This is a genomic window from Pseudoalteromonas sp. SWXJZ10B (assembly GCF_015864475.1).
Lineage (GTDB): Bacteria > Pseudomonadota > Gammaproteobacteria > Enterobacterales > Alteromonadaceae > Pseudoalteromonas > Pseudoalteromonas arctica.
The window spans coordinates 210351-236504 of the sequence record NZ_JADYXD010000006.1 but is presented as its reverse complement, the minus strand read 5'-3'; the positions used below and the strand labels follow the sequence as shown (position 1 = coordinate 236504).

Sequence of the window (26154 nt, the reverse complement as noted above, 5' to 3'; positions counted from 1 at the left end):
TTCTGCTAGTCTAGTATTAAAAGGTAAACAGGCTTCTTAATAACTGCATAGCACTTAGGTATTAATAAAAGCGCTATAAATCATATTAATAACAATGTCAGTACGTTAAGTAAGTTATACTTATTTTTCATCACCTCACCTATCGAGTATTCGTGGATATCAAAGGCACTTGTATTGCATCAGTTACTGATGAGCATGGCCCGGTTTATGTATATCAAACAAAAAAGAATCTTATTCTCAGCTTTGACGGGAAAATTTATCAAAGCTGTATCAAATTAAATAATATTAACGGGTTAAGCTTAGCTTATACGCAAGCTATGATGGCTGCGCTTTTTTTTATACCGCACTTAAAAACCGCGATGATAATGGGACTTGGGGCGGGCTCTATAGCAAAAAGTCTTTATCATGCGTTTCCCGCACTGACTATACATACCGTTGAATACCGTAAAGCCGTTGCTGATATGGCTATAAAATATTTTGAAGTTCCTGTGTCAGAACGTTTGTTTATTCATATTGATAATGCGGCAAATTATATGAAAAAAACGCAGATAAAAACGGACGTGATTTTTTCTGATCTATATAGCTCAGAGGGGATGGAGTCAGACCAAGTGCAATCATCATACTTACGTGATTGTAAAAATGCGCTCACTTTTGATGGTGTACTCGTTCTTAATATTTGCCATACCAAAGTTGGGCAAAGAGAGGTATTTGACCAACTGCTTGATAAAGAGTTTGCAGGAAAAATTCTTAGTTTTGTAATTGAAGGTGGCAATAAAATTGTTTTTGCTTTTAATAATACAATGCCTTCATTCAATCAAGATGAGTTACTGGCCAAAGCTCACGCGTTACAAAAATTAATAAATGTACCAATGGACCGCTATGCCGATCTTTTATTTAATTGCGCTGAGCTTAAATAAGTAAAAACAACCTACTTTTTAGGATGATGCTATTTAATCGCTGTTTTTGTAATCAACTGTTAAATGGCTAGTTTTAAGCCCATCTATCTGCTGTTCATTTAAACTTGGTTAAACTAATCATATTCTGAATAAAAATAATAAAGTACATACCCGTGCGGAAATACTCATAAATGGATTATTGTAAAAATATAATTGCTAAATTTATAAGCGCAATGCAAAAGCGGCCTGGATTATTGGCTGTGATGTCATTTTTGTCGGGTGTTGCTAGCTTTGCACTGGTAGATAGAAAAGAGTCTTTTTCGCAATTTATTGCCATATTTTTGCTTGTTAGTTGGCTATGGCTGATTATTGATAACTGGCTACGTGACAAAGTTGAAGAAAAATTTGGTGTGGCTGTATCTCCTAATGTAATGCGTTTTGCTCTGCAAATGGTGCAACAAGAAAGCCTATTTTTTGCGTTGCCATTTTTTTTAGCGGTTACGCAGTGGGATCATCCTCAAGCAATTTTTACTTCCCTCATTGCTTTGTGTGCACTTATATCGGTAATCGACCCATTTTATTACAAAAAACTTGCCAGAAACCGCACGTTATTTACTGTTTTTCATAACTTTGCTTTATTCGTTGTTTTGCTTGTTACGCTGCCTATTTTATTAAATTTGACTACTAGCCAAAGTTTAGCCGCAGCTCTTGTAACGGCTGTAGTGGTTACTCTACCGAGTTTAAACAATTTAATGCCTAATGCACGCTGGTGGCGTTTTCCTATTCTTGTAGTGATTTTATGTGCCTTAAGCGCGTCTATTTGGCAATTAAGAAGCTACGTGCCGCCTGCAGCACTGCGATTAACCGATATTACGTTAGCTCATGAGGTTGATTTACAGCATAAAAAGCCTGTAGGGAGCATTAAGCAGTTAGATTCTTATACGCTACACCATCAAGGTTTATATAGTTGGACGGCTGTTAAAGCGCCAAGAGGTTTAAACGAAAAAATATTTCATGTATGGATACATAATAAAAAAGAGGTTGATCGAATTACGTTAAATATAAACGGTGGGCGAGAACTTGGTTATAGAGCATGGACTCACAAGGTAAACTTTCCTAAAGACTCTGTTGGTAAATGGCAAGTTAAAGTCATTACTGAGTCAGGACAACTAATAGGTTTAACGAAATTTACTGTTACACCTTAGTTAGCTTAATCGGCTGCAATTTAAATAACTAATTGATATAGTTTTTTCATAGCAAAGTAATGGATATAAATTATGAGTATTGCGTTTGAAATTTTTATTTGGCTAATAGTTGAAACGGGTTTGAGCTTTTTGTTTTACTCGACCGGGTGGCTGCTAGTAAAAGTGGTAACGTTTGGGCAGTATAAAAGCGAGTTTAAGGATTTTGCATCTTATAAAGCGAGTAAAGCTAGAAGAGTCGACTTAATCTTCTTACTCGGTTTTTGTTTTTACTTTGCACTCATTGCCGTTATGGCTTATTTGAGTCACTAAACTGGCTAACAAATTAGGTTAATTATTTTAAGAATAATAAGCAGCTTAATGAATTATTGCTGCTTATAGTTTTCCCCTTTACCGCACTTTTTTACACTTCCTACTTATACTTTCCTGTTTTTGCAATAGGGAACACCTCACCGTGAGTACTATAACTATCATTTTAACTATTAAATTAAGTACCAGCTAGAGCATTGCTCGGTGCGTATATAGCTTTGGTTTGTTGGTTGAAATCCGAGCTAATTGCAACTTGTAGTTTATGGGTAATACTTAGTAAATACTTTAAAATCTAATAAATAAAACAATAAATGTGCATCCATTTATTGCGCTAATACGTTTTATAACAATACTATGCGCCACTTTTTACCATTTATGATGGTTTTGGACTTAATAAATGACTCACTATTTAAAATATGTATTTGTTATTACGACTCTAGCGGGAGTAAATACAGCTTACGCACACGCAAAAACACAAGAGCACTATCAAGAGCTTGAAGTGGGTGTAGGCGGAAATATTAAGCATACTAATACTGACGTAAATTATAAAAATAAAGAGTTTGATTTACATATCCACCCATTATGGGAAAGCCGATATGTAACCGAAGGTCGAGATAACCTTGCCGGTAATGGTATTACATCAATTGCTACTGAGTTTAATTATAAAAACTTTGCGGTGATCCCTTGGGCGGCAAAAGGTATTAGTAGTGATTATTCAGAGCTTAATTTAAATGCTATTTATACCGCTCACTTATCTGAGCGGATAGAGATGTATGTAGGTTATAACTATATTAAAGCTCGTGAAGAAGGCATTGATGCTCACGATAATGAGCTAAGCCTCGACTTTGCGTATTTTTATGCAGACGATATTCAGTTGTTAAGTAGTGTTTATCATTCATTTGATGCCAGCGGTACATTTTTGGAGCTGGCAGTAAAAAAAGATTTTTATATTAACGATTTACTATCAGTAGATATTCAATCGGGCGTGGGGTTTAATGCGGGGTATGTTAATGATGGGCACAACGGAATTAACAACGTAAAGTTTACTGCAAACTTGTCGTATCAGCTTTTTAATCAGTTAGCCTTATACACATATACAAGCTATAGCATTGCAGTTAATAAAGATGAAAAACGCTTTGTAGGTGACGAGACACTTCGAAATATATTTTGGGGTGGTGTAGGGCTAAGTTATCAATACTAATCGAAACAGTTTAAATTAATTAGGTGCAGTAAATTTACTGCACCTAATACCAATCCGCAATAATACTTAATCATTTTGCGGGGCTAAACGTGTCGCTACCTGTGTTAAAAAACTTTCATTTACGACTGCATGGATGCAGAAGGAAGAGCAACGCAGGAGCAATTGCCGAGAACAACCAAATAGCGAATTTTTTGCCTAGCTATCAACACGTTTTTCTACCCTCAAAATAGATCACTTAATTAAGCGAATTGGTATAATAAAAAACCCACAACTCTTAACTATTAATTTATAAACTACTATTATGCTGCTTATTTTTAGGTTCGTGGCTGTCATTGCTGTCATTCGTTTTACTTTCTTTGTTATCAACTTTTTGAATGGGTTGGTTACGAACACACATTAAGTCATCAGCCATATATTGGCAGCTTCCTATATATAAGTCGTTATGCCCACCCTGATACTTACACGATTGTGACTTTTGCTTTTCAAAGCATGCTTTCACTGCTATTTGATTAAGTGGCTGAGAATGTGCTGCCGCATAACCACTTAAAAGTAATAATGAAGGAGCAAGTAAAACAAACAGTGACTTATATTTAATAGTCATAATTTTCTCAATGCTTTGGTGGTGGTTTATTGCCTGGCGGCGGGCCACCTGCTGCTCTTACTGACTCACCATGAAGGCAGCCAATAAACAAATTTTCGCTCGGGCTGGCAGCATGATAATGATAGCCTCTGGTTTCATCTGTTATACCACGGCATTCGTCGAGTGACTCTTCATTGCCTTGTGCATCTTTCATTGCGTAAATACCGTAACCGTCAACGGCATAACCTATTAAAGGGGCGTGTCCGTCAGTATTTGGAGCTGAATTGGTACATCCTGTTGTTGAATGATAGTGATAACCTTGGTGCAGGTTAATATGCCCACCGCAGTCGTCAAATGCTGCAATTGTATAACTGCCTAAAATAGCATTTATAGGTGCAGGGCCTGAAAGTTCAGTACCATCAAGCGCTATGCCCACGGTATGTAATCGGCTGGATTTTTTACTCACTATTGGTGTAGTCGGAATTAAATATGTAAGCGAAAAGTTATCTTCTAAATAAGATAGCTCGCATTCAATACAATTTTGTTTGTATTGTTCTTCTACATCTGGGCGTGCAGCACCTGAGCAAGATTCTTTTGTTGCTGTATAACGAACTTTATTTGTTTTTGCGTCATACAATACCCATTTTTCATCGCCGTAGTATTCATCTAGCTTAAGAATAAAGTCGCCAGTTAAGTCGACTAGCTCTCCTTTACCTTGTTTATCAAACCAAGTACCTGATACATCAGCTCCGTCTGTTGTGCTGCGAGGGCAAAATGGGCCCGGCTCTCTGCCTGCGGGTGCACCTGATGTAGTAAACTCATAACAGGTTGTTTTAGTACCTTGCTGGGTTTCACAATCAACAATTTTAGGCTCTGTAATAAAAGCCTCTTGTTTGAACATAGATAGGTTTATTGATTGATTCGCTTTTTGCGGCTCACTAAGTGGGCTACTGACTTGCTCGGTATTTTTGTTACTAGATGAGTCGTTGCAACCACTTAGAGTTAAAGCTGTTGCGGTAACAATGATTGCACATGCGCTATAATTTTTTAAGCCCATTACTGTATCCTTTTCGGTATAGGTTTTAGCGTACTTATACTGTGGCATATTACTGGCCAAATGTGTAAAAAGTATGCAAGCGAGTGAATTTAACACACGATGAAATATGTTTAACGGCGCGGTTGTTGCTAAATTTAATTATTATTGTGTTTTGAATCAATAAACAATGCGTATGTGTAATACACAATAACTAAAAATGTTAGTGTTTAGCTATCGTTCAAATACAGTTGAGAATTACATATGAAGTTTTTAGTATTTTTAGGCACGGTACGCGATAGTACACCACCAAAACCAGCTCGCTTAGGCTTAAGGGTTTCTAGGGCTTGTATAGAATGCTTAACAGAGCATTTTGGCGATCATGAGTTTGAGCTAATTGATACGTTGGACTTTCCTAGCGAAAACGTATTTAAACCACACTTTGCATACGCTAAAAGTAATGCACCTACAGAACTCACTCTATTAGCTGATAAAATTAAAGCCGCAGATAGATATATAATGATTAGCCCTGAGTACAATCACAGCATGAGTCCAGCCCTCGCTGACTTACTTAATCATTTTGGTAGCTCACTATTTTCGTATAAACCAAGTGCAATAGTAACTTACTCAGCAGGACAGTGGGGTGGCGTAAGAGCTGCCATTAGCATGCGTACTTTTTTATCTGAACTTGGCTGTTTGCCGGTATCGGCTATGATCCACGTGCCAAAAGCGCAAGATGTGTTTAGTGAGGATGGCAAACCTGTTGCAGGAGAGAGTCAATCATCGTGGTTTAATTATTTCTCACGCACGTTTAGCCAACTAATATGGTGGGCGCAGGCTGCTAAAGAGCATACCGAGGTGGTTGACCCGCAAAGTTTACTAAAAAGCTTTAAAACAGCTCCTTCTCAGCGCAATGCACCTTAATACCCGCTAACTAATTGTTTGGATTGATTATAGAAACATGGCTGCATAAAGTGGTATCATTAACGCTACATATTTTTAATAATGCATAATACCAATTCTCAATAATAGTTAATCAATTTAAGGGATTAAATCGCTAACTGCATTAAAAATTTTTGATATAGAACAACTCAATAACGAAATTTTTGCTTTGTTATCAACACGATTTTCTTGTCTCAAAATAGATTACTTAATTATGCGAATTGGTGTAAAAAACAAGGAAATTGTGTCTTGAAATATCTAGCCTTACTAAGTGTGCTAACGCTTAGTGCATGTAGTTCTGTTCCCCATAAAATTGAAATGAGCCAAAGTACGGCTGGAAATATGAACCTTATCGCTTTAACTGAGCAAAGTGCACCAAAGGGTGTTGCTGGCACTTACCAGTTTCATATTAAAGCGGCGGGGGCTCAGGGGAGTTGGTTGTATTTAAATACCGAAACTGATTATCGAGATAGACGTTCTATTACGATATCAATACCGCCTAATGTAGTAGCAGAGCTTCAAAGTAAATACGGACAACCAGCAGACACCTTTTTTATTGATAAAACAATAGAAGTAACAGGCGAAGCTAAACGAGTAACTATCGATTTTATGAGCCGTGGTAGAGCCACTAATAAATATTATTATCAAACGCACATAGCTGTGTCATCAATTAAGCAGCTTCGTTTTATTGAAAGTTAGCAAAAAGCAATGCACTGTATTTATATACAGTGCATTGTAAAAAGCTTACTTTGAGCTTTAACGTTTACACTTAAATTTACTGCTATGGCGCTACTTTAGCGCTGTTTTATTCCACGATTTCAAAACTCTTATTTAACCTATTGTAATCTCATTACATAAAACTAATAATTGGTTAGTTTTATAAGTTTGAGTACCTGTATTGAAAGCCAAAGAAATCCGCAATTTTTATATCAACGAAGAGCAATCTGTTTATTTGCTTTCGCACCGCGATGCTAAAAAACACCGCCAGTGGCTTAATATTTGTATTAAGCAGTTAACACTGCTGGGCTACAAAAACGTTGAAATGATTGGCTCGGGTGCTTTTGGTTTTGTATTTGCAGGTGATGACGATAACGGCTTACCTTGGGTATTTAAGTTTTCGCGTATTACACTTGCCCAAAGTGTACGTGACCGCCTAGAAGACGAAGCGTATATGCTTTCGCAAATTAATAACCCCTTAGTGCCTACCTTTTATGCATTTGAGCGAATTAAAAAACAAGGGATTTTAATGATGGCTCGCGCCATTGGAGAGGACCTTGAAAAAGTATCGCTTAAAACAGGGCGCTTTAGTGCCGCGCAAATAATGGCACTAGCTGTTAGGTTACGTAATGTATTAATTGATTTACGCAGTCACAAAAACGGCATTAGCCCACAACCTATAGTGCATGGCGATATAAAGCCTTCAAACCTTGTTTGGGATGCAAACACTGATGCGCTGTCGTTAGTGGATTGGGGAAGCTCTGTGTATGCACAGCTCGATAGTGATGGTAACCCTGTTGCCAGTAACTTTATGGATTTAATGTCGGGCGATTTAAGCACAACGAATGCTCGTATGGGCGATGTGTACTTTATTGGTGAAGCGCAAATGTCGGGGGAGCAATCATCCCCACGATTTGATGAACAAGGTGTAGCCGCAACGTTGTATGCGCTAGCGTCGGCGCAGTCGTGTCGCTTTGGTGCACAAGCCATCCCTGCAAGCAGCTTAGGGCTCCCAAAAGAGCTGGCTAAAGTGATTGATGGCATGCTTTCTAAAAGTAAGGCACAACGTGATGGTGCCGGTGATTACTTTATGCGTAATATTACAACTATGGCTAAAGCGTACTTACCTGAGCTTGATAAAAAACAAAAAAAAGCAGATATTCCTTTTTGGTATGGCAAGGCCGAGCAACCCGACACGGTTGTATATAGTTCACGAAAACAGTTTTTACGCCAGGCCGATCATAATCAGCAATTACTTGATATAAACGATGCTCAACTTGACCGTTATTATAAAGAGTTTTTGTTTGATACCGGCGATACCGAAAAAGCATTTTTAGCATCAATAAGCCGATTAGCTAAGTACCCTGTTGTTGGTGGGCTTAGTTTTCATTGGAAGGATGAGTCGATGTTTGTTGAATCGTCTTTAATTATGCATGACGAATCATTGGGTGATGCCTTTAGTGATGCGATTAATAACACGGTGATGCTTGCGCAAGCGATTAATCAAAAAGGGTTATTTAAGTGTTGTTTGTTTGATGCCCGTAAAACCATTCAATTAGAGCGAGATGGCACGGGTGCATTTAAGTTTGATAGCCTACCAGAGCTTGAATACGAAGTTGTAAGCATGAAGGTAAACGACATAACCCGCCCGCATTCATACTTTGAAGACGGTAAAGACCCTGATGAGCAACTACAGCTACCTAAAAAAGTTATTAAGTGCGTATTTGAGCTTAACCAAATTCATCATACGGGGTGTATTATTTTTGAAGCACTGCCGGACAGAATGAAGATTCACCATTACTACCGCTTACTCGATTCGAGTAAAGAGGTTGAGTTTAAACGTTTGCTAAATAAACTAATGCAATACGCGGTAAATATTACGGACGTGGGTGTTGCGGGCTTTATGAAACTCCCATATAAAAACACCCGTGAGTTTAGTTTATGTGAGCAGCAAGAAGAGCATTACTTTCCTAAAAACCCCAAGCTTGTACCTTTATAGAAAGAGCCCTTCACTAAAGAGTATTAAATAAGAAGTAAAATATAAAAAAGAGCACAAGTTTGTTTAACTTGTACTCTTTGCTACTTAATTATACGGTTAGGTTTTACTTCTTAAAACACCTTACTAAAGGGCGACGTTGGTGATAGCTCAAATTGATGAGTAAGTTTTTGCGTTTTATTAGTCGCTGATATTTGATAATGCTGCTTGTGCTCATTGTTACTAAATAGCTTAACGTTAAAGTTAACTTTAGTTAGTTTACTCGCAAGAGAGTAGCGACCAGTAATGGTTACTTGGTCTATATTGTCGCTTTTATGTGTATGCGACGCTTCTGGGTTTAGCAAAAGTCCGTCAATAGTAAATTTATACTGATGATCCGCTAAATAAACGTTCTTTTTAACTCGCTTACTTATTTGTTTTTTATGAGCATTAAACTCAACTATTGATACTTTGCCATCCTTATCTTCATCAACCCCTTTAAAAGCCGACATAGGGATTGAAAGCACAATAAACACGTTATTATCAACAAAATTCAGCGTACCGTGATCTGCAACCATTAAATGCGCGTTTGCTAAGGTTGGTGTACTCAGTAAGCACAAGGTGGTCATACTCAGTAGACCTCTTTTTATATAAGGCATAGCTTACTCCTAACTAAACTTCGCCTTTAACACAGCGTTGAAAAAACGGGTAAGTGTCTGTTGCGTAGTAGTGGTATATCCCATCAGGAAACTCAGGCGTTACACCAACGCGGCCATTACATTCATCTAAATCACCAGAGCCTGCTACGTATTCCCAATCTTGTGCAAATGTACCTAATGGGTATATATCGGTAGAAGGGCGGTTTGCGCTTACGGTTGTTACGCGTTGATAGCTACCGGTCATTGCGGTTAGGACTGAAGTTGCATCACTTGAGTCTGAATAGCCGTAACGTGCATAAATAGGAAAGCCATCTGCTGCCCAACCTATTAGAGTCATAGTGGTGCTATTGCCACCTCGCATTGCTACAAAGCCTTCAGGCATACCATGATAATGATATGTACCATCGGGTTGTACGTGTGCATTGTTGTCGTCTGTTCCAAAACTAAACGTGTCTTGGCTTAGGGCTTCTATATTCCAGTTGCCGCTATTGTCGCCTAAATCGCAATCGGTTCCAGAATCATCACAACTTCCGCCTGTACCAGCGTCTATTTTAATGCCATTAAGTACAACGCCTATCATTCCACGAGGACCACCAAGCATGGTTGCTTGTGTTGTTTCTATAGGCTCAAGTGTGTAGCTTTCATTTACTGATTGCTCAGAAATAGTATTTGGGTTATCAGCATTAGGGAATGTGCCTACTTCGTGATCGGGTATGCCATTAGCTACTAAGTCGCGTGTAGTTCCTGTGCATGACCAATCTGCAGCGCTGGTGGCTTGTACTGACTCTGACTCGTTATATTCACTGTAGCTATATTCACAAAGTACACTTTGGGTTGAAATGCTGGTACCTGTGCCATTATCTGTGGTGGTTTGTGATGAGGTTTCTGTAGTTTCTGAGCTATCAGCTATGCCTTCTCCACCTCCACATGCAACTAACGATGAAACAATTAAAGCAAGAGAAGTGAGCTTTAAAGCATTTATCCTATTTCGATTTTTATTATTAAGTGCGTATTGTTTCATTGCTGCCTACCTGATCAATTAAGTTACTCAAACAATAATCAGCAATTGTGCAAATAGTGTGTAAACAATGATGACAAATTAGCAATTATGTAAATAGGCGGAGTATTAAAGCTAAGTTGAGATTTAACTTTATGAGATTGTGTTTTATTTTAAAATTTCAAAAAGTTAAACTAATGCCAAAATAGCTAACATAAAAGGCTACCTTAATGGCTAAAACAAAACCTGTAGTGACGTTACAAAGTCACGGTATTTACTCTAAGTGGGATAGTGAAAGTAAAGCGTTGCCACAAATAGAGCAATTTACAACAAATGTAATAGCTGAGGTAGATATTGAGTTTGGCTTAATCGTAAATATCAAAAAAGGTAAAGGCGAAAAGCTTCATTATTGTATTTACCATCCTGATATTCCAAGTAGTAACGGTGATGTGATGGACCCTTTTGAAGGCGATGTATACGTTAAAAACAGTGATTGGAACTTTTATTTAGGCGATACACTTTGGCTGCCAATAGAAAATAAATTGGGTGATTGGCGAATGACGATTGAACTAAATGGAAAAATCATTGCTGATAAAACTTTTAATGTGGCATTAGAGGCAGAGCGCACTGAAACAGATTTTTGGAAAAACCGAGGGTACTAATTGTTATTTATTGGCTATGTGACGCGGATATAATTGAAGTTAATGAGAAAATAGTCGAAGAGCTATTTATAAACAGCTCTTCAACCTTAAATTAATAAGTTTTTAGTTACCCCAAGGGTTACTAGAATTAGAACGCTGTTTACGATCGCGAGCACGTTGCTTAGATTCTTTTTTCTCTACAATACGTTTAGCATCAACAAAACTAAGTTCACACGGCTCACCAGGTTTATGATCAGCGGGGATAACGCGATCTCGTGGCGGTAATTCGTATTGCACATCATCAGGCTTAGGTAAGTTTTTAAGACGATAAAGGTAAAAGTTATCTACTTTTTCTTGTGCCCATTGTGTTTTACGTAAAAATTTAACCGCAGACTTAACATCAGGATTATTTTTAAAGCAGTTAAGTTGTAAATAAGCGTGTAGGAGTTCCCACCCGTATTGTTCAACCAGCTCTTCAACCACTTGTTCTAATTTTACGCCTTGCAGTGGGTTATTACTGAAAAGTTCTTGGTTGCTCATAGGTGTTGCCTCATTATTAAAATACAAATTGCATTATAAATTTAATAACGAGGCTTTAACAGAGTAAATAGCTTAACTTTGGCAATTAACTACAACACGACCACGAATTTTTCCTTCCATAAGTTGCTCTGCATTATCAATTACGTGTTCAAGTGATATTTCTGTCGAAATTTTATCTAAATAATCAGCACTTACTAATTTAGCTAAGCGATCCCATGCTTCAATTCTGTCGGCTTTAGGACGCATTACGCTATCAATCCCTATAAGAGATACACCACGTAATATAAAGGGTGCCACCGATGCTGGTAAATCCATACCTTGCGCAAGTCCGCAGGCGGTTACTACACCCCCATACTTTAATGATGCACAAATATTGGCAAGTGTATGGCTACCTACTGAATCTATTGCCGCTGCAAATCGCTCTTTTTGCAAAGGCTTACCCGAGTTTGAAAGCTCGTTTCTGTCAATTACCTGCTTAGCGCCTAACTCTTTTAAATACTCACTTTGATCTAATCGACCCGTTGCCGCTGTTACGTTAAACCCAAGTTGGTTTAGTAAATAAATAGCAAAACTGCCTACGCCACCATTAGCACCAGTTACCAGTACTTCGCCAGATTCAGGCGTAATACCTTGTTTTTGAAGTGCTATAACACTTAGCATGGCGGTATAACCGGCTGTACCTATTTGCATCGCTTGCTTTGGTGAAATACCTGAAGGCAAGGGGATTAACCAATCGCTATTAAGTGCTGCTTTTTGAGCAAGCCCGCCCCAATGTTTTTCACCTACACCAAAGCCATTTAATATTACGTTATCGCCGTTTTTAAATTCATCGCTGGTGGAATTTGTAACCGTACCCACTAAATCAATACCTGGCACCATAGGAAAACTGCGTACAACGGGGCCTTTGCCAGTAATTGCTAAACCATCTTTATAGTTAAGTGTGCTGTATAGCACGTCGATAGATACGTTTTCGTTTGGTAAATCACTATTTTCGATAGTTGATAATGAAGCGCTATAGTTATTATCTTCTTTATTAATAACAATGGCTTTAATTGGGTTACTCATGGGATATCCTTTTAGACCGATCGTCTTTTAATTGGTAAATAAAAACGCATTAGGTTAATAATGCGCGTAAAAACATTTCTGTATACAAAGTAAGTGGAGTATTTGATTTTGTGAGCTTGGCGCGCATAACAGCACCTTCCCAGCCAATCCAAAAGTACTCACTCATCAATTTTGTATTTACATGGCTTGCAATAGTGCCTTGTTGCTTAGCTTGGTTTAAGCAAACCTCTACATGGTTTTGCCAAGCGGTGTAGCTTTGCATTAATCTGGTTTTAAACTCATCACTTAAATGATTAAGCTCTTGATTTAAGTTACCGACTAAACAGCCACGTTTGTAATCGTATTTTTTCATCCCTTTAATTGCGCTTTGAGTAAAATTAACGATTCGCTCAAGTGGGGGAACATCTTCTTGGTGTAGGTAATGGGTAAGCTTGGCAATAAAATAACTGTCGTATGCATCAACTAACGCAATACCGTAGGCTTCTTTACTTTTAAAGTAATGATAAAAAGAGCCTTTAGGTACAGCCGCTTTTTTTAAAATTGTATCGAGCCCCGTGGCGCTAAAACCAAATTCAGTTAGGGTTTCTAGGCCCGTGCGAATAAGTAACGCTTTTGTATCGGCGTTTTCTCTGGCTATTTTAGGTGGGCGACCACGGCGTATTGGTGTTGATGTATTTTTGTTCATGAACATATATTAGACCGATCGACTTTAAATAATCAAGTATAAATTTAAATTGTTTAAAAATAGTTCAAATTTAGGGGCGGGCTACTAATTTAAGATTAATGAAATAAAAGTGTCACGATTACATTTTTGTTTGGAACTTAGTCAATATTAGTCGGTCACAATTAAAGCACACAAGTGCTTTTTAGCGATTATTAAATCGCCAATTTGTTATTACGAACCGGTCAAATTAAATGTTGTATGACCACTTACTTTTTTAAATGTTAATTCATTTTTGCATCAGCAGCTTAGTTAAAGTCAAACAATTTAATTGCTTTTACAATTTGAATTTTACATTTTTATTAACTATTCATTAAATGTAGATTTCACTAATGCTACACAATATATAAATAAAAAGGTGAGGATATTACCGATGAAGAGACAGAAAAGAGATCGTTTAGAAAGAGCTCATTCTCAAGGTTTTAAAGCAGGTTTAGCAGGTCGCTCAAAAGAGCTATGCCCTTATCAACAAGTAGATCCAAAATCAGAGTGGTTAGGAGGTTGGCGTGAAGCGATTGAAAACCGCAACATGTACAAAACCTAAAATCAATAATCGAATTTAAGCAAAAAGGCCTCCACATTGGAGGCCTTTTTGTTTGTGCATTTAAAAATTAAAACGCACTAGTGTCTTGGAATAAGCCCACTTTTAAATCTTTTGCTTCGTAGATTACTCGGCCATCTACTTCTACAGTGCCATCAGCAACGCCCATAAATAATTTACGTTTAATTACGCGTTTCATTACAAGGCGATAAGTTACTTTTTTATTAGTAGGTAAAATTTGGCCAGTAAATTTAACTTCACCCACACCCAGCGCACGGCCAAGACCTGGGCCACCAGACCAACCTAAGTAAAAGCCAACTAGTTGCCACATAGCATCTAATCCTAAACAACCTGGCATTACTGGGTCGCCTTTAAAATGGCAATCGAAAAACCACAGGCTAGGGTCAATATCAAGCTCAGCAACAATTTCACCTTTACCATGAATTCCGCCATCAGCAGTAATAGAGGTAATGCGGTCCATCATTAACATGTTGTCACTTGGTAAACGGCAGTTGCCTTCACCAAACATTTCACCTTGACCACACAGGATCAAATCTTCTTTTGTATAGCTATTTTTAGGTTCCATAACACTTATCTTCGCTTAGAAATTGCCAAGTACTTTAGCGTACACTTGTACGCTAAACAACTCGGAGCAGTTAAAAAATCAAAATATTGCATATTAAATCATCAATCAATCAGCGCGATTGGTTTTTGCACTATAAAACCGCGCAATTACAATCAGAAATCATTATAATTAACGCTGTCTTATAACCAGTCTAAAGGAAGTTTATGATCCTTTTTGTTAACTCACTAACTGTGATTGATTTTTCTTACTTATGTAACAAACGCGGCGCCGTTGGCGAGAGCTGGATTGTTGATTTAACTTTGCACGGTAAACTTAACGAAGAGTCTATGGTTTTAGACTTTGGTTTAGTTAAAAAGCAAATTAAAGGCATTATAGATGAGTGTATTGATCACCGTTTAGCAATTCCTACGGGCCTTAATGGCACTGTATCTGAATTTAACGAGCATAAAACACTCGACTGTACATTTGGTGAAAACAACCACTTAGCTATGAGTGCTCCTCATCAAGCTTATTGCATGATTAACGCAGACGAAGTAACGGTTGAATCGGTTACTGAATTTTTAATTGCGACTATTTTACCGAAGCTACCAGATAACATTGAAAAAATTGAGTTGTCTCTTAAGCCTGAGCACAGCCAAAGCTTTTACTATCATTACAGCCATGGCCTTAAAAAGCATGACGGTAATTGCCAACGTATTATTCATGGGCATCGTTCTCAAATTGGTATTAGCCTAGACGGCATCTCTATGCCGCGCTTGCAAAAAGAATGGTCTCAAAAGTGGGAAGATATTTACTTAGCCACCAGTGAAGATCAAATTAACGCACCTGATTTAAAACACATAACAGCCAAAGCGGGTGATGTATGTTTTGCTTATACGTCGGCACAAGGCTATTTTGAAATGGCTATTAGCGAATCCCGTTGCGACATTTTACCAGTAGACACCACTGTAGAATGTATTGCTGAACATGTAGCTGGCCAAATTAAAGCTCAATATCCAGAAAAAGCAGTGAAAGTGACCGCTTATGAAGGTGTTGGAAAAGGATCGATTAGTTATGTTTAAAACATTTTTAGCAACAGCGCTTGTTGCCTCTGCTAGCTTTAGTGCTATGGCGCTTGAGTTAAAAGGGCATTTAACACAAGGCGGTTTAGTTACTGGAAAGCTAGAAAACGCTAAATCAGTAAGCTTAGATGGCAAAAGCTTAAAACTTTCGCCAAATGGTGACTTTGTATTTGGTTTTGGGCGTGACGCTGAAACGACTCATACTTTAAAATGGGTAGATAACACGGGTAAATCGCATTCTCAGCCGCTAGCCATAACTAAGCGTGAATATGAAATTGATAAAATTACCGGCGTGGCTAAGAAGTATGTTTCACCGGCAAAAGAAGTCAGTGCACGTATAAGCCGCGAAGCAGTTGCTGTTCGTAAAGCGAGAGAAGTAGACTCTGATTTACTGTACTTTTTAGACCCTGTGTTAAAGCCTGCAGAAGGGCGTATATCGGGTGTTTATGGTAGTCAGCGCTATTTTAATGGCGAGCCTCGTCGTCCGCACTTTGGCTTAGACATTGCTAATAAAACAGGCTCTCCTGTTTACGCGCCTATTAGTGGTACCGTGGTATTTGCTGAACCTGATTTATACTACTCAGGCGGTACATTAATTATTGATCATGGCCATGGCATTACCTCAACTTACATTCACTTAAGTAAGCTTGATGTAAAAGTGGGTGACAAAATTGAGCAAGGTAACAAAGTGGCTGAAATTGGTGCAACAGGGCGTGTAACGGGTCCTCACCTAGATTGGCGTTTTAACTGGAAAGGCGAACGCCTCGATCCTGCATTACTAATGCAAGATACATTAGCAAACAAAAAGTAGAGATTATGACTGACGTAAATCGCGATGCAATAATTGCTCAGCGTATTGAAGACTCAACTACATCGGTTACTAAGACCGTGTTTCCTGGGCGTACTAATCATCACAATACTTTATTTGGTGGTGATGCACTGGCGTGGATGGATGAAGTGGCATTTATAGCAGCGACTCGTTTTTGCCGTAAGCCTTTGGTTACCATATCTTCCGATAGAGTTGATTTTAAAGAAGCGATACCAGCAGGTACTTTTGCAGAGTTAATTGCTAAAGTAGTCCATGTAGGTAACACCAGCTTAAAAGTTGATGTAGATATACTATTAGAAACTATGCACAGAGATGATAAGCACTCTGCCATTAGTGGTAGCTTTACGTTTGTTGCTGTCGATGATAATCACAGACCAACACCGGTAGTATGCGATAAAATGATTTATGGTTTTGAGTAATTTAGAGCTTTAAAGACGCGGTAGAGTAACATTATATAAGCACCTTAATTGGTGCTTATATAAAAAACCATAAAGAACACATCATAATAAATAATTATTAAATGTAATCTCAACACCTCAGTTAATATTTACTAATAAACTAATCAAAATAAAAGAGAAATTGATAGGGATAAGAGTTGTTAGAAGCAAAAAAGGTATGCTTTAAACATACCTTTTTAGTTACATTTAGCTTTTAATTAAATTTACGAATACTTATATGCATACATACTACTTAAAGCACCATTGCTGCAATCCAGCCAAATATCAGCAGTGGAATGTTAAAGTGAATAAACGTTGGAATAACAGAGTCTCTAATATGGTCGTGCTGGCCATCGGCATTTAAACCTGATGTTGGTCCAAGCGTTGAGTCTGAAGCAGGGGAGCCTGCATCACCTAAAGCGCCCGCAGTACCAACAAGTGCAGCGGTTGCCATAACAGAAAACCCGAGGTCTAAACACAAAGGAACAAACAAAGTTGCAATAATAGGCACTGTTGAAAACGAGCTACCAATTCCCATTGTAATTAATAACCCGACTAACAAAATAACACCGGCGGCCAAAGGTTTATTACCATCAAAAAGTGCGGCTGTGCTGTGTACTAAGCTCGCTACGTCGCCAGTGGCCTGCATAACCGATGCAAAGCCTTGTGCCGATATCATAATAAAACCAATCATCGCCATCATCGCAACGCCTTTACTAAATACGTCGCCGTTTTCTTCCCACTTAACTACACCAAATACACTAAATATCATTACACCTACTAAACCGCCTAAAATCATTGAGCCACTTAGGTTTTGTGCAACAAGTGAGGCAAGTACCGCACATAGCCCTACGATCATTACTTTTTTAGGGTTTTCTACCTCAGCCGATTTACTCTGAGTTGTTAATGGGAGCTCTGTGTATTCGCGACGTTTTTTGTAGGTAATAAATACCGCAATAAGTAATCCAATAAACATACCTAATGCAGGAATTATCATCGCCATAGGGACTTGTGTATTTACAATGTCTAGGCCGTTATCAACTAGATTTTTATGTAAAATAGAATACAAGTAAATACCACCAAAACCATAAGGCAGCACCATATAAGAGGTTGCTAATCCAAATGTTAAAATACACGCTATAGCACGCCTGTCTAACCTTAACTGATTAAAAACCACGAGTAGTGGAGGAATTAAAATAGGAATAAAGGCAATATGCACAGGCACTAAGTTTTGAGAAGAAATCGCACAGCCTAAAATAATCAATAAAATAAAGTAGCTTAAAAACGTTTCATTACCGCTGCCTTTTGCATTTACTTTGGCAAGTAATTTATCGGCAAGTATGCGTGTTAAACCCGACTTAGAAATAGCAACGGCAAATGCACCGAGCATAGCGTAGCTCAGTGCAATTTCGGCGCCCGCAGAAAGGCCAGAATTAAATGCATCAACACTTTCTTTTATGCCCAATCCTGCGGTTAAACCCGCAACTAAAGCACTTATAATCATAGCTACAATGACGTTAACGCGGGCCAAAGATAGCCCGAGCATTAAAATAACGCCTATAACAACAGCATTCATAGTATTCTCATTTGGATGTTTTAATTAATTTTATCAGATCTTTAGCCTGAGTTTTACGCTCTTTAGTAAAAGGTTTTTTACCATAGCGTACTTGGTTAAATAATTGGCTAAAAGTGTTTATTGATTGAGCAGCTTGAGGTTTTTGATAAGCATATAGCTGTAATCTTTGGCTGGGTGTTAAATGCTCGGGCGTATTAAACTTCTGTTTTTTTGCCCATGCTTGTATTTCATTAAACTCTTTTACCATAGGCGCTAATTTAGCCGGGCGCTTTGGTAAGTTTAAATAAACAAAGTAACCAACAAAACAAAAACCTACAGTGAGTAATACCATTAATGGAACAAGCCAAATGTTTTTACTACCAAAAAGAGATTTTAAAAAATCGTTTTGTTTTTCTTCATCAAAGCCAAGTACCCAGCTAGACCATTGATAATCTAAATTCTCGAGCTCTAGCCTTAACCAATTAATACCCGGAAAATCACTTAAGCTCACTAATCCAAAATCTAGATTACTTTTAAATTCTGTATTTAGTTCTTCGTTTTGTGAAAGTGAACCATTTAAGCGCTCTGGTGCAACAACAGCAGTTGCATCAAAAATAACCCAACCTTCGTTTTGTAAATATACTTCTACCCACGCGTGTGCGTCGTACTGGCGAACAGTCAGCGTATTATTATCTTGATTTAGTTCACCACCTAAATAGCCACTGACTAATCGAGCGGGTATACCAGCAGTTCTGAAAATATAAGCCGCAGCACTCGCGTAATGGCCGCAAAAGCCTCGTTTATTATCAAATAAAAATTGATCAATCGTGTTATCACCACTCATAGGTGTAGGGGTTAGCGTGTAAGTAAATCCTTTATTTACAAAATATTGCAATAGGCTATTATAAAATTCACGGTCAGAGTGTGTATTTTTCTTTAGGTTTTTAGCAAGTGATGATGTTTTAACATTCTCTTTATGAGCTAGATATTTGTAGCGTTTTTCTTCAAATTGTCCAAGTGGTAAAGCTGAAAAACTAAAGCTGTTTACATCGTATTGTAAGCTTTTAGCTTGGCGGCTTTTTTTTCGTAATAAACCGAGTGAATTACCTTCAACATTTTGTGAGTTGCTGCTTGAATACGCTAAACCATAGAGCCATTTTTGCGTAGCGGGCTCAGTAATAATTGAGTAGCTTGCAATAAGTTGCTCGTCATTAGTACTCTTAATATTACTTTTTAAATTATTATATTTTAAAAAGTCAGACGTTAGCCACGCATTGCCATTAAATTCATCATGCACTATTGCTCGCCAGTAATAAGGGGCTACAGGTTTTACTTCGTTAAATTTAGCTCTAAACACCAGCTCATCTGAATTTGAAAGTTTTGCAATATCGAATGGATCGACTTGTTCAGAAAGCCCTGTTTTTGCAAGCTTAGGCCCAGGAAGCTGCCAAAAGGCGGGCATTTTTGGTAAAAAAAGTAGTAAAAATATAGCCAATGGAAGCGCTAAAAGTAGTAATTTACCACTTTGCTTAGAGGCTATTTTTAAATTATGTTTGGATTCGAGTAAGCCAAGTACTGCAAAGTTTAATATGTATAAACCACTTACAGTTAAAGTCGTTAAAATGCTTTGGTTAAATAAATACACCGATGAGAGTGAAAAAAATGTAAGCGTTGTAATTACATGATAGTGTTTTTTGGTTTTAGCCTGCAGCAGCTTAAATAAACTAGCAAGCAGTAACATAGCTACAAATAAAATAACCGTATCCGACATGCCTACTGTGTAGAGCATTAAACCTAGTGACACACCTGCGAGTATATTTGCCAGCCAAGCATTTGGCTTTGGTTTATTACTCAGCGTTATGTAAAAATTCCATGCACAAATAAGTGCAAGTACGCCTACAAAAACCAACGGTAAATGCGCTATAAAAAATACAATCAAACATGCATATATAAAACACAGTGAGTAATTTATTATTTTTTCGTTTTTGAGTATGCCCATTACACACCACCATTAAATGAACATAATAACTCTAAGCATTGCTGCTTATGCTGCTGCCCGGTATTAGTATTTATTGTTTTACCAGGTAGCTTTAACATAAAAGGCATGTTTTGCTCGGTTGCTTCACATACTAAAAAGCATAATTGGCTTAAACGTTGTTCTGTATCCCCATTCATCAATGTAAAATCGAATAGGGCATTCGCGGTTTTAAAATCTGCAAACTCTTTGACTAATAGTTGTTGTGTTTTAGCGTAATGCTTCCACGATATTCTTTGTAAACCCATCTCAGGTAAATGTGGGATTAACGACTCAAACTCTTCGCTACCCGATTCTTTTGATATCCCTTTATCAGCTTGTTCGTCAAGCATTGAGGTATGTGTATCACTAAGTACTTGTTCAAGCGACGGGTATACAAAAATATCTGTTTGTAATTGAATGTAGCTCCAAACAGTAATTAAACCAAACGGATAGTTACTCGAAATTTTAATGCGTTGTACTGCATATTTACCGCGTGAGCTATAAGGAAAGTTAAGTGTGAGTAGCTGCGTTTTACTATCCACTTCATCAGTATGTTGTTGAGTTTGTTCACTACCTTGATACGTTAAATTAATAGATTGGGTAACTGAGGGGCTTTGTAATTCAAATCGAATACTTGGCTTTTGAGGCGAGTAACTATTAAACGCATCTTTAAATTTAACCGTTAAGCCTTTGGCGTTGCTGTAACCCATTAGCACAGCAATAATTATTACCACAAACATAAGGTAGGACATTATTAAAATTAAATTATTTTGATAATTAATACCCATCACAAAGTTTAAAATAGCCACAATAACAAAGTACCAGCCAAGGGATGACGGCAATACATAAATTGTTCTGTGTTCAAGTGTAATTGAGTTTTTTAAATGTTTATTTTTTAATAACTTATTAAATACACTTTGCTTAAATGACTTAAATAAAGAAGGGCGTTTAACTATTTTTTTTGGCATAAAAGTTTATACCGGAACTAAAACGTTTTTTAAAATATCGTTTACCTGTGATTCACCCGATTCATTATGTAAACCTAATCGATGCTGACACACACTTGCAAATACGGCTTGAACATCTTCTGGCATTACAAAATCACGGCCATCAATAAAAGCCCATGACTTAGCTGCTTTAGCCAAAGCCATACTTGCACGCGGTGATAGCGATGCTGCAAACGCATTGCTCGTACGAGTGTAATTAACTAGTTCAATAATGTAGTCAACCACTGGACTACTTAGTGTGATTTTGCTTATTTTGGATTGAATTTCAGCAAGCTCTTGTTTGTTAATTCGCTGCGGTAATTGGCTGTAATCTCGTTTTTGCATATTCAAAATTAAGCGTTTTTCGGCCTCTTTAGGAGGAAACCCCAAGCTTATACGCATTAAAAAACGGTCTAATTGCGACTCGGGTAACGGATAAGTACCCGATTGATAAAGCGGGTTTTGTGTTGCAATAACAAAAAATGGATTTGGCAGCGTATATTTTTTACCATCTATTGTTACTTGCTGCTCTTCCATTGCTTCAAGCAACGCACTCTGTGTTTTAGGCCCTGCGCGGTTTATTTCATCAGCTAAAACTACTTGGCTAAATATAGGACCTTTATGAAACGTAAAGCTATGCTCGGTAGAATTAAATACATTAGTACCCAAAATATCAGCAGGAAGAAGATCACTAGTAAATTGTATGCGTTGATACGATAAACCTAGCACAGCCGACAATGCATGAGAAAGGGTGGTTTTTCCCATACCTGGCAAATCTTCAATGAGTAAATGTCCCTCACTAAATAAACAAGTAAGTGCCAGTTTTATTTGTTGCTGTTTACCAAATATAACACTCGAAAGATCTTCTATAATCGCAGTAACAGTGCTTTGCATGTTAACCTTATTATTATTCTATTATTTCAAGACGCTTCATTACGGTGTCTACTTTTTTTGTATTAAATGGTTTTGCAATGAAGCCTTTAGCACCCATTTCCCACGTATTTTGCACGTTTTCGAGGCTATTATGGCCAGAGCACATAACAACATGAGTATGCGGGTAGGTACTATTAATGTATTCCAATATATCCGTACCGTCAGAGTCAGGTAAATCAACGTCTATAAATATAACGCCTGGCGGTTTATTGTCCATAATAGGTTTGGCAGAGCTAAAATCAGCACTCTCTAATATATCTTCAAACCCTAAGTCAGTTAAAATTTGGTTTAGATAATCACGAATTTCCTTAACGTCATCAATAATGAGGATGGGCTCTAGCGGGCGAACAAATTCCATATGTAGGTTACTTCTATTTTGAATACATCTAAGTGCTTTAATACTAAGCTAACCCCATCATAAGCTCAAGAACGTTACTTAAAAAACACTAATAAATAAACTGTTTATAGGTTTGCCCAACAACCTATTTTTAAAGGATTACCTGCTTTCATAGCTTCTACTAACTTATATTTTTATTAATTGTATTGAACAATAATGACGTATCTACAATAAATCCCTTAATCCTACACTTTATTTCCTCAAAATCTGATGTAACAAATTTGCTACTTAACTTATTGATTCAAAAATATTTACATAAAAATTCGATTTTTTGTAAACGTTTTGTAATAAAAAATCGTTGACCTTCTAAATTCATTCTGTGATTATGCTCAGTAGATGGGCTTATGCTCACAAGTGCAATTTCATTAACTATTTAATGTTTTGCTCAGCCAGCCTCATCTATACACACTGAATTAATACCAATTTCATTAAATGAATATGCAATTTAATAAAGTTGGCATCACACACCACACTAAATAAAGAGCTTATTATGTTGAATAATAAAAAGACTAAATTTGCAATTTCTCTCATAGCGGCAGCTATGGCTACATCGGCTCCAGCACAGGCTGATATTTCTGAATATTTAGATCGCGTTGACGTAGACTTTTTACTAATGCAAAACTTTCAGTCAATTCAAGCTAAAGACGGCGCATTTCGTCCAGAAGATGAAGAACAAGAATCAGGATTTGGCCGTATTAGAGCTAATCTAATGCTTAAATTTCATATTAACGAGTTCATCACTGCCGATATAGATATTGCAGAAGAGCCTAATGACTTTGGTGGCGAAGATCGTGACTTTTCATTTCACAACGATTTTGCAGGTGTTGAATTTGACCTACTAGGTCTTTATGGCACACCAAAAGAAAACGCAAATTTAACACTGCGTTTGGGTAATATTGGTGGCTCACCATTTCAATTTAAAGGTTTTCAAGACGGCGCAGATAACCAAAGTAATGCACTTATTGGTAATGGTATTACCGATTACGCAACCGCAGAAAACGGCGCACAGCTAAGTTACAGCGAAACTTTCGATAGTGGTGTAGTACGTGCTTATAATGTTACAGGTCACATTACGACTTCAAGTTTCGGTGAAGCGTTTCAAGAAGACAGAGGTTATAACTACCGACTTCAAGGTACTCTAGAATTTGAAGGTGGCTTTAAAGCAGGTTTAAACTTATTAAAAGCCAATCAAGGCGACCAGTTACGTTTTGAAAACGGTGTAGCCAGTCTTGATGGTGTAACCACAACAAACTATCGCTTTGGCGATGGTGAAAACTATAACTTCTCAGCGTCACCTTCGAACGAGCGTGACACTCATGTTGGCGCAATGCCAGGGCTTGAGCAATCAATCATCCAGCTTAACTTAGCTTATCAACCATCTGACGAAACTAGCTTAATTTTTATGGTTGGTAAATCATCTGATGACTACACGTTCGCAGATGCCGCTGGTAATGCAGTTGCCGGTATTACCTACTTTGGTACAAACGGCATAGCTGATGAAAATGGCACGACTTTTGATTCAAACAGTGTAATAGAAGGCGACTCATCGGTTGAGTACTTCGTGTTTGAAGCACAACAATATCTAATCCCTAAAAAGCTATATGTAGCGGCTCGTTATGCAGAAGCCGAAAACACTTCCGACTTAATTGAACAGACAGACAACACAGTAGAGCGTATTCAAGTAGCCGCAGGTTACTGGTTTAACGATAAAACGCTTTTAAAAGTTGAGTATGTTAACCAAGTAGAAGGTGTTAATTCGGGCGGCCAAATCGGTAAAGGATTTGACGGCTTCACTTCTGAAATATCTGTTAAATTTTAAGTCATTATCCAACTAGTCTAACTATTTATACAAAGGACCTAAAAAGGCACTTTGCGGGCAGTTTTATGCGTTAAAACTGCCATAAATAGAATTGGTAATTGATTGAAATTTAATAGCACTTGTTAAAACATAATGTGTATGGGGAATACCCGATGAAAAATAAATTAATTATGCTCGCGTGTGGCTTTATAAGCATGGGCGCTGTTGCAAAAGAAACGATTACAATAGCCACTGTAAATAATGGTGATATGATTACCATGAAAGAATTAAGCAGTGACTTTACCAGCCAAAACCCTGACATAGACCTAAAATGGGTAACGCTAGAAGAAAACATTCTTCGCCAACGTGTCACTACCGATGTAGCAACAAAAGGCGGCCAATACGATGTAATGACCATAGGTACTTATGAAGTACCTATTTGGGGCAAGCAAAATTGGCTAAAAGAGCTGGATAATTTAGGTGAAAACTACGATTTAGACGATTTAATACCTGCAATCCGAAGCGGTTTAACGATTAACGATAAGCTTTATGCTGCACCATTTTATGGTGAAAGTTCAATGGTTATGTACCGCACTGACTTAATGGAAAAAGCAGGGCTAACTATGCCTAAAGCCCCAACATGGGACTTTATACGCAAAGCTGCTAAAGCGATGACCGATAAAAAAGAAGGTGTTTATGGCCTTTGTCTACGTGGTAAAGCAGGTTGGGGCGAAAACGTTGCGCTTATTACATCCATGGCAAATTCGTTTGGTGCTCGTTGGTTTGATGAAAACTGGAAGCCACAGTTTAATACCCCAGAGTGGGAAAATACCCTTCAGTATTATGTCGATGTGATGAAAGAATCTGGTCCTGCTGGTTCATCTGCAAACGGTTTTAATGAAAACCTTGCACTATTTCAAACCGGAAAATGTGGTATTTGGATTGATGCAACCGTTGCAGGCGCATTTGTTACTAACAAAAAAGATTCAGAAGTTGCCGATAAAGTAGGGTTTGCACTTGCGCCAGATAACGGTCTGGGTAAACGCGGTAACTGGTTATGGTCTTGGACTTTAGCCGTACCGGCAAGCAGCAAAAAACCAGATGCCGCAATGAAATTTATTAGCTGGGCAACATCTAAAGAATACACTCAACTTGTAGCCGACAAAAAAGGTTGGGCAAAAGTACCGCCAGGTACACGTAAATCACTTTACAGTAATCAAAAGTACATGGACGCAGCACCGTTTGCGCAAATTACCTTAGATTCTATTCAATCTGCAGATCCTAAAAATCCAACCGTTAAACCGGTGCCTTATGTAGGTATTCAGTTTGTTGCTATTCCTGAGTTTCAAGGAATTGGTACAGCTGTTGGGCAACAATTCTCAGCAGCATTAACTGGCCAAATGAGCGTTAAGCAAGCGCTTAGAACGTCTCAGCACCTTGTTGAGCGAACAATGCGTAAAGCTCGCTATCCTAAATAGCATGTAATGGGCGGGTAAGTACTCAAACTTACCCAATATTTTATGTCAACTCTATTTA

At 37.8% G+C, this 26154-nt stretch carries 27 protein-coding genes; 14 read left to right on the top strand and 13 right to left on the bottom strand.

What is annotated here, in order from left to right:
• Positions 1 to 152 precede the first annotated feature (152 nt).
• The 4 genes from I6F54_RS08295 to I6F54_RS08280 all read left to right on the top strand — a co-directional run bounded on the left by I6F54_RS08295 (position 153) and on the right by I6F54_RS08280 (position 3608).
• The gene (locus tag I6F54_RS08295; RefSeq protein WP_165739837.1) at positions 153 to 917 is read left to right on the top strand and encodes an ATP-binding protein; all 765 of its coding nucleotides are present in this window, start codon (positions 153 to 155) and stop codon (positions 915 to 917) included.
• Positions 918 to 1087: 170 nt separating this feature from the next.
• On the top strand, positions 1088 to 2101 hold the full coding sequence (locus I6F54_RS08290; protein WP_165728604.1) for a DUF5924 family protein: 1014 nt from the start codon (positions 1088 to 1090) through the stop codon (positions 2099 to 2101).
• Between the two features lie 72 nt (positions 2102 to 2173).
• Complete coding sequence (locus tag I6F54_RS08285) at positions 2174 to 2410, top strand: hypothetical protein (protein ID WP_165728605.1); 237 nt, start codon at positions 2174 to 2176, stop codon at positions 2408 to 2410.
• Positions 2411 to 2804: 394 nt separating this feature from the next.
• Positions 2805 to 3608 (top strand): hypothetical protein, encoded by an 804-nt coding sequence (locus I6F54_RS08280; RefSeq protein ID WP_197140756.1) that lies wholly within the window; start codon positions 2805 to 2807, stop codon positions 3606 to 3608.
• A gap of 286 nt (positions 3609 to 3894) precedes the next feature.
• Here the strand turns inward: I6F54_RS08280 and I6F54_RS08275 are convergent, their stop codons facing one another.
• Positions 3895 to 4209, bottom strand: coding sequence for a hypothetical protein (locus tag I6F54_RS08275; protein WP_165739838.1), 315 nt, complete (start codon positions 4207 to 4209; stop codon positions 3895 to 3897).
• Positions 4210 to 4216: 7 nt separating this feature from the next.
• Positions 4217 to 5293 carry a YHYH protein gene (locus I6F54_RS08270; protein ID WP_231617007.1) on the bottom strand — a complete coding sequence of 359 codons (1077 nt, stop codon included), beginning with the start codon at positions 5291 to 5293 and terminating at the stop codon, positions 4217 to 4219.
• A gap of 192 nt (positions 5294 to 5485) precedes the next feature.
• Between I6F54_RS08270 and I6F54_RS08265 the strand changes: the two genes are divergently transcribed.
• The 3 genes from I6F54_RS08265 to I6F54_RS08255 all read left to right on the top strand — a co-directional run bounded on the left by I6F54_RS08265 (position 5486) and on the right by I6F54_RS08255 (position 8879).
• Positions 5486 to 6145, top strand: coding sequence for an NADPH-dependent FMN reductase (locus tag I6F54_RS08265; protein ID WP_197140752.1), 660 nt, complete (start codon positions 5486 to 5488; stop codon positions 6143 to 6145).
• Positions 6146 to 6412: 267 nt separating this feature from the next.
• The gene (locus I6F54_RS08260) at positions 6413 to 6862 is read left to right on the top strand and encodes a hypothetical protein (protein ID WP_166420336.1); all 450 of its coding nucleotides are present in this window, start codon (positions 6413 to 6415) and stop codon (positions 6860 to 6862) included.
• A 199-nt stretch (positions 6863 to 7061) separates the two neighbouring features.
• A complete protein-coding gene (locus I6F54_RS08255; RefSeq protein ID WP_197140748.1) occupies positions 7062 to 8879 on the top strand; it encodes a protein kinase domain-containing protein in 1818 nt (605 codons plus the stop codon).
• A gap of 110 nt (positions 8880 to 8989) precedes the next feature.
• Here I6F54_RS08255 and I6F54_RS08250 read toward each other — a convergent pair whose 3' ends face one another.
• Together I6F54_RS08250 and I6F54_RS08245 are read right to left on the bottom strand one after the other, a co-directional pair.
• Positions 8990 to 9514, bottom strand: coding sequence for a hypothetical protein (locus tag I6F54_RS08250; protein WP_197140744.1), 525 nt, complete (start codon positions 9512 to 9514; stop codon positions 8990 to 8992).
• Positions 9515 to 9527: 13 nt separating this feature from the next.
• On the bottom strand, positions 9528 to 10535 hold the full coding sequence (locus I6F54_RS08245) for a YHYH protein (RefSeq protein ID WP_197140741.1): 1008 nt from the start codon (positions 10533 to 10535) through the stop codon (positions 9528 to 9530).
• A 206-nt stretch (positions 10536 to 10741) separates the two neighbouring features.
• Here I6F54_RS08245 and I6F54_RS08240 point away from each other — a divergent pair, with 206 nt between their 5' ends.
• Positions 10742 to 11173: a DUF3859 domain-containing protein gene (locus tag I6F54_RS08240; protein WP_166378937.1), complete on the top strand. Its 432-nt coding sequence runs from the start codon at positions 10742 to 10744 to the stop codon at positions 11171 to 11173.
• Positions 11174 to 11275: 102 nt separating this feature from the next.
• Here the strand turns inward: I6F54_RS08240 and I6F54_RS08235 are convergent, their stop codons facing one another.
• From I6F54_RS08235 to acuR, 3 genes are all read right to left on the bottom strand, one after another.
• Positions 11276 to 11692: a VF530 family DNA-binding protein gene (locus tag I6F54_RS08235; RefSeq protein WP_007582761.1), complete on the bottom strand. Its 417-nt coding sequence runs from the start codon at positions 11690 to 11692 to the stop codon at positions 11276 to 11278.
• Positions 11693 to 11764: 72 nt separating this feature from the next.
• Entirely contained in the window at positions 11765 to 12757 is a 993-nt protein-coding gene (gene acuI / locus I6F54_RS08230; protein WP_197140737.1) for an acrylyl-CoA reductase (NADPH), read from the bottom strand.
• A 49-nt stretch (positions 12758 to 12806) separates the two neighbouring features.
• On the bottom strand, positions 12807 to 13442 hold the full coding sequence (gene acuR / locus I6F54_RS08225; RefSeq protein ID WP_197119871.1) for an acrylate utilization transcriptional regulator AcuR: 636 nt from the start codon (positions 13440 to 13442) through the stop codon (positions 12807 to 12809).
• Between the two features lie 409 nt (positions 13443 to 13851).
• On the opposite strand from acuR, the gene rmf reads away from it, so the two are divergent.
• Positions 13852 to 14022 (top strand): ribosome modulation factor, encoded by a 171-nt coding sequence (gene rmf / locus I6F54_RS08220; protein WP_002960897.1) that lies wholly within the window; start codon positions 13852 to 13854, stop codon positions 14020 to 14022.
• Positions 14023 to 14089: 67 nt separating this feature from the next.
• Here the strand turns inward: rmf and fabA are convergent, their stop codons facing one another.
• The gene (gene fabA, locus I6F54_RS08215; protein ID WP_007582756.1) at positions 14090 to 14605 is read right to left on the bottom strand and encodes a bifunctional 3-hydroxydecanoyl-ACP dehydratase/trans-2-decenoyl-ACP isomerase; all 516 of its coding nucleotides are present in this window, start codon (positions 14603 to 14605) and stop codon (positions 14090 to 14092) included.
• A gap of 203 nt (positions 14606 to 14808) precedes the next feature.
• Between fabA and I6F54_RS08210 the strand changes: the two genes are divergently transcribed.
• From I6F54_RS08210 to I6F54_RS08200, 3 genes are read left to right on the top strand one after another with little or no spacing between them, the layout of a single operon-like run.
• Positions 14809 to 15666 (top strand): 6-carboxytetrahydropterin synthase, encoded by an 858-nt coding sequence (locus I6F54_RS08210; RefSeq protein ID WP_166378931.1) that lies wholly within the window; start codon positions 14809 to 14811, stop codon positions 15664 to 15666.
• Complete coding sequence (locus I6F54_RS08205) at positions 15659 to 16477, top strand: M23 family metallopeptidase (protein WP_197140734.1); 819 nt, start codon at positions 15659 to 15661, stop codon at positions 16475 to 16477. Before I6F54_RS08210 ends, I6F54_RS08205 begins: the two co-directional genes overlap by 8 nt.
• 5 nt (positions 16478 to 16482) lie before the next feature.
• On the top strand, positions 16483 to 16914 hold the full coding sequence (locus I6F54_RS08200; protein WP_010552809.1) for an acyl-CoA thioesterase: 432 nt from the start codon (positions 16483 to 16485) through the stop codon (positions 16912 to 16914).
• Positions 16915 to 17185: 271 nt separating this feature from the next.
• On the opposite strand, the gene I6F54_RS08195 is transcribed toward I6F54_RS08200, so the two are convergent.
• Genes I6F54_RS08195 through I6F54_RS08175 form a run of 5 tightly spaced genes read right to left on the bottom strand, consistent with a single transcriptional unit; the run spans position 17186 to position 22781 of the window.
• On the bottom strand, positions 17186 to 18508 hold the full coding sequence (locus I6F54_RS08195) for a Na+/H+ antiporter family protein (RefSeq protein ID WP_010552808.1): 1323 nt from the start codon (positions 18506 to 18508) through the stop codon (positions 17186 to 17188).
• Positions 18509 to 18515: 7 nt separating this feature from the next.
• The gene (locus I6F54_RS08190; RefSeq protein ID WP_197140731.1) at positions 18516 to 20486 is read right to left on the bottom strand and encodes a transglutaminase family protein; all 1971 of its coding nucleotides are present in this window, start codon (positions 20484 to 20486) and stop codon (positions 18516 to 18518) included.
• The gene (locus I6F54_RS08185; protein WP_197140721.1) at positions 20486 to 21472 is read right to left on the bottom strand and encodes a DUF58 domain-containing protein; all 987 of its coding nucleotides are present in this window, start codon (positions 21470 to 21472) and stop codon (positions 20486 to 20488) included. Before I6F54_RS08185 ends, I6F54_RS08190 begins: the two co-directional genes overlap by 1 nt.
• Positions 21473 to 21478: 6 nt before the next feature.
• On the bottom strand, positions 21479 to 22384 hold the full coding sequence (locus tag I6F54_RS08180) for an AAA family ATPase (protein WP_197140711.1): 906 nt from the start codon (positions 22382 to 22384) through the stop codon (positions 21479 to 21481).
• 13 nt (positions 22385 to 22397) lie between these two features.
• Entirely contained in the window at positions 22398 to 22781 is a 384-nt protein-coding gene (locus I6F54_RS08175) for a response regulator (protein ID WP_197140708.1), read from the bottom strand.
• Positions 22782 to 23310: 529 nt separating this feature from the next.
• Here I6F54_RS08175 and I6F54_RS08170 point away from each other — a divergent pair.
• Together I6F54_RS08170 and I6F54_RS08165 are read left to right on the top strand one after the other, a co-directional pair.
• Positions 23311 to 24639, top strand: a complete 1329-nt coding sequence (locus I6F54_RS08170; protein ID WP_197140705.1) for a hypothetical protein — start codon at positions 23311 to 23313, stop codon at positions 24637 to 24639.
• A gap of 152 nt (positions 24640 to 24791) precedes the next feature.
• Complete coding sequence (locus I6F54_RS08165; RefSeq protein ID WP_197140702.1) at positions 24792 to 26096, top strand: ABC transporter substrate-binding protein; 1305 nt, start codon at positions 24792 to 24794, stop codon at positions 26094 to 26096.
• The last annotated feature ends 58 nt before the right edge of the window (positions 26097 to 26154 follow it).

Bases quoted from the DNA above. Each gene is read 5' to 3' on its own strand.
- I6F54_RS08290 (WP_165728604.1), top strand. From the start codon at position 1,088: ATGGATTATTGTAAAAATATAATTGCTAAATTTATAAGCGCAATGCAA.
- I6F54_RS08285 (WP_165728605.1), top strand. From the start codon at position 2,174: ATGAGTATTGCGTTTGAAATTTTTATTTGGCTAATAGTTGAAACGGGT.
- I6F54_RS08280 (WP_197140756.1), top strand. From the start codon at position 2,805: ATGACTCACTATTTAAAATATGTATTTGTTATTACGACTCTAGCGGGA.
- I6F54_RS08275 (WP_165739838.1), bottom strand. From the start codon at position 4,209: ATGACTATTAAATATAAGTCACTGTTTGTTTTACTTGCTCCTTCATTA.
- I6F54_RS08270 (WP_231617007.1), bottom strand. From the start codon at position 5,293: ATGCCACAGTATAAGTACGCTAAAACCTATACCGAAAAGGATACAGTA.
- I6F54_RS08265 (WP_197140752.1), top strand. From the start codon at position 5,486: ATGAAGTTTTTAGTATTTTTAGGCACGGTACGCGATAGTACACCACCA.
- I6F54_RS08250 (WP_197140744.1), bottom strand. From the start codon at position 9,514: ATGCCTTATATAAAAAGAGGTCTACTGAGTATGACCACCTTGTGCTTA.
- I6F54_RS08245 (WP_197140741.1), bottom strand. From the start codon at position 10,535: ATGAAACAATACGCACTTAATAATAAAAATCGAAATAGGATAAATGCT.
- I6F54_RS08240 (WP_166378937.1), top strand. From the start codon at position 10,742: ATGGCTAAAACAAAACCTGTAGTGACGTTACAAAGTCACGGTATTTAC.
- I6F54_RS08235 (WP_007582761.1), bottom strand. From the start codon at position 11,692: ATGAGCAACCAAGAACTTTTCAGTAATAACCCACTGCAAGGCGTAAAA.
- acuI (WP_197140737.1), bottom strand. From the start codon at position 12,757: ATGAGTAACCCAATTAAAGCCATTGTTATTAATAAAGAAGATAATAAC.
- acuR (WP_197119871.1), bottom strand. From the start codon at position 13,442: ATGAACAAAAATACATCAACACCAATACGCCGTGGTCGCCCACCTAAA.
- rmf (WP_002960897.1), top strand. From the start codon at position 13,852: ATGAAGAGACAGAAAAGAGATCGTTTAGAAAGAGCTCATTCTCAAGGT.
- fabA (WP_007582756.1), bottom strand. From the start codon at position 14,605: ATGGAACCTAAAAATAGCTATACAAAAGAAGATTTGATCCTGTGTGGT.
- I6F54_RS08210 (WP_166378931.1), top strand. From the start codon at position 14,809: ATGATCCTTTTTGTTAACTCACTAACTGTGATTGATTTTTCTTACTTA.
- I6F54_RS08205 (WP_197140734.1), top strand. From the start codon at position 15,659: ATGTTTAAAACATTTTTAGCAACAGCGCTTGTTGCCTCTGCTAGCTTT.
- I6F54_RS08200 (WP_010552809.1), top strand. From the start codon at position 16,483: ATGACTGACGTAAATCGCGATGCAATAATTGCTCAGCGTATTGAAGAC.
- I6F54_RS08195 (WP_010552808.1), bottom strand. From the start codon at position 18,508: ATGAATGCTGTTGTTATAGGCGTTATTTTAATGCTCGGGCTATCTTTG.
- I6F54_RS08190 (WP_197140731.1), bottom strand. From the start codon at position 20,486: ATGGGCATACTCAAAAACGAAAAAATAATAAATTACTCACTGTGTTTT.
- I6F54_RS08185 (WP_197140721.1), bottom strand. From the start codon at position 21,472: ATGCCAAAAAAAATAGTTAAACGCCCTTCTTTATTTAAGTCATTTAAG.
- I6F54_RS08180 (WP_197140711.1), bottom strand. From the start codon at position 22,384: ATGCAAAGCACTGTTACTGCGATTATAGAAGATCTTTCGAGTGTTATA.
- I6F54_RS08175 (WP_197140708.1), bottom strand. From the start codon at position 22,781: ATGGAATTTGTTCGCCCGCTAGAGCCCATCCTCATTATTGATGACGTT.
- I6F54_RS08170 (WP_197140705.1), top strand. From the start codon at position 23,311: ATGTTGAATAATAAAAAGACTAAATTTGCAATTTCTCTCATAGCGGCA.
- I6F54_RS08165 (WP_197140702.1), top strand. From the start codon at position 24,792: ATGAAAAATAAATTAATTATGCTCGCGTGTGGCTTTATAAGCATGGGC.